We start from the raw sequence: 2,125 nt of genomic DNA, 5'->3' as shown, positions 1-2,125 counted from the left end.
GTACCCCTCCGGTGTGGACCGCCTTGCCGGGAACGGGTGATCGGCTGACGTAGCACTGGTGCAAGCGACGGTGTTTGCACCGGTGTTAGCGATGGTGCGATGAGTCAGATCACGATTATTTCGGGCGCGGAGCGGCGCCGGGTTTGGACGGACGATCAGAAGCGGGCGCTGGTGGCGGCGGCCTGCGAGCCGGGAGCGAGCGTGGCGGAGATCGCGCGGCGTGCCGACCTGCGGCCGAGCCAGCTTTATCGGTGGCGACGCGATCTTGCCGAGCCGGTGTCGCCGGGCTTCGCGGCGGTGACGGTCGGCGCCGAGCCTGAGCCCGCGGGAGGATGCGCGATAGTGCTGGAGGTCGGCGGGGCGGTGCTGCGGATCGCAAGCGATGCGCCGCCCGCATTGGTGGCGGCTGTGGTGCGGTCGCTCAGGCGATGATCCCGGTCCGAAGCGACGTCCGGATTTGGCTCGCGACCGGCTGCACAGACATGCGCCGTGGGATGTTCGGTTTGGCGTTGCTGGTGCAGCAAGGACTGAAGCGCGACCCGCATGCCGGCGATCTCTACATCTTCCGTGGACGACGCGGCGATCTGATCAAGGTGCTGTGGCATGACGGTGTGGGTATGTCGCTCTATGCCAAGCGGCTCGACCGTGGACGGTTCATATGGCCTGCGGCGACTGATGGCGTCGTAGCGATCACCGCGTCGCAGATGGCGTGTCTGCTCGAAGCGATCGACTGGCGTAATCCGCGCATGACATGGCGTCCGCAGGCCGCTGGATGATGCTAAAAAGCTAGGTTTTTCGGGGCTTTTTCGCTATCCTCAAGCCATGGCAGCGGCACCCATCAGCGATGTCACGGCGCTTCGCGCGGCACTTCTGGACGCCGAGGCCGAAGCTGCCCGCGCGAAGGCGATCAACGCCGATCTGGCGGCCCGGGTGGCTCTGCTCGAGTTGCAGAACGAGAAGATGCGTCGGGCGCTTTACGGGCAGCGTTCCGAGCGCGGCCAGTTGTTGATCGACCAGCTCGAGCTTGGTCTGGAGGAGCTGGAGGCGAGCGCCGGCGAGGATGAGGCTCTGGGCCAGCGTGCCGCGGCCGGCACCCCTGTCGAGGCGTTCACCCGGACGCGACCTTCGCGCAAGCCGTTGCCGGCGCATCTGCCGCGCGAGCGCGTCGTCGTTGCCGCGCCGACCAGTTGCGCCTGCTGCGGGTCGGACCGGCTGTCGAAGCTGGGCGAGGACGTGACCGAGACGCTGGAGGTGATCCCGCGGCAGTGGAAGGTCGTGCAGACCGTTCGTGAGCGGTTCGCCTGCCGCGTGTGCGAGGGCATCACTCAGCCACCTGCTCCGTTCCATGCGACGCCGCGCGGACTGTTCGGACCGAGCTTTCTGGCGATGGTCATGTTCGAGAAGTTCGGGACGCATCAGCCGCTCAACCGTCAGCGCGACCGCTATGCTCGGGAGGGCGTGGAGATCAGTCTGTCGACGCTCGCCGACCAGGTCGGGGCGTGCGCGGCCGCACTCGCGCCGCTCCACCGGCTGATCGAGGCGCACGTGCTAGCCGCCGAGCGGCTCCACGGCGACGACACGACCGTGCCGGTGCTGGCGAAGACCAAGGCCCATGTCGGACGCCTATGGACCTACGTGCGCGATGACCGACCGTTCGCAGGGCCTGCGCCACCAGCTGCCCTGTTCCGCTATTCGCGCGATCGTCGCGCCGAACATGCGGTCGCACATCTCACCGGCTATGGCGGTATCCTGCAAGCCGACGCCTATGCCGGCTACAACACCCTGTTCCGCTCCGATCGGTCGCCGTCACCAGTCATCCGTGCACTCTGCTGGGCACATGCCAGGCGCAAGTTCTTCGAGCTGGGCGACGTCGCCGCGCAGCTGAAGCGGCGTAAGGGTGCATCGGTCGTCTCGCCGATCGCGGCCGAAGCGGTCAGGCGGATCGGCGTGATCTTCGACGCCGAACGCGCGTTCAACGGCAACACCATCGCGGAGCGGCTTGCCATGCGCCAGGAGATCGCGATCCCGCTCGTCACAGACCTGGAGCAGTGGCTGCGATCCCAGCGTGCCGCGCTCGCACGCCACAACCCGGTCGCGGGTGCGATCGACTACATGCTCAAGGACT

The 2,125-nt window shown here is 67.3% G+C and carries 3 protein-coding genes; all 3 read left to right on the top strand.

All coding sequences use genetic code 11. The features are described from left to right. Nucleotides 1-99: 99 nt before the first annotated feature. A complete protein-coding gene (gene tnpA, locus RH90_RS21875) occupies nt 100-432 on the top strand; it encodes an IS66-like element accessory protein TnpA (RefSeq protein WP_010189272.1) in 333 nt (110 codons plus the stop codon). After that, nucleotides 429-776 carry an IS66 family insertion sequence element accessory protein TnpB gene (gene tnpB, locus RH90_RS21870; protein ID WP_010189271.1) on the top strand — a complete coding sequence of 116 codons (348 nt, stop codon included), beginning with the start codon at nt 429-431 and terminating at the stop codon, nt 774-776. The genes tnpA and tnpB overlap by 4 nt, the downstream gene beginning before the upstream one ends. Before the next feature lie 46 nt (nt 777-822). After that, on the top strand, nt 823-2,125 hold a 1,303-nt coding region (gene tnpC, locus RH90_RS21865; protein ID WP_010189270.1), incomplete at its 3' end, for an IS66 family transposase.

Source organism: Sphingomonas sp. PAMC 26605 (assembly GCF_000241485.1).
Classification (GTDB): domain Bacteria; phylum Pseudomonadota; class Alphaproteobacteria; order Sphingomonadales; family Sphingomonadaceae; genus Sphingomonas.
This window is presented reverse-complemented; position numbering and strand designations above follow the sequence as displayed.

Coding starts and splice junctions, on each gene's coding strand:
- tnpB (WP_010189271.1), top strand. CDS start 429: ATGATCCCGGTCCGAAGCGACGTCCGGATTTGGCTCGCGACCGGCTGC.
- tnpA (WP_010189272.1), top strand. CDS start 100: ATGAGTCAGATCACGATTATTTCGGGCGCGGAGCGGCGCCGGGTTTGG.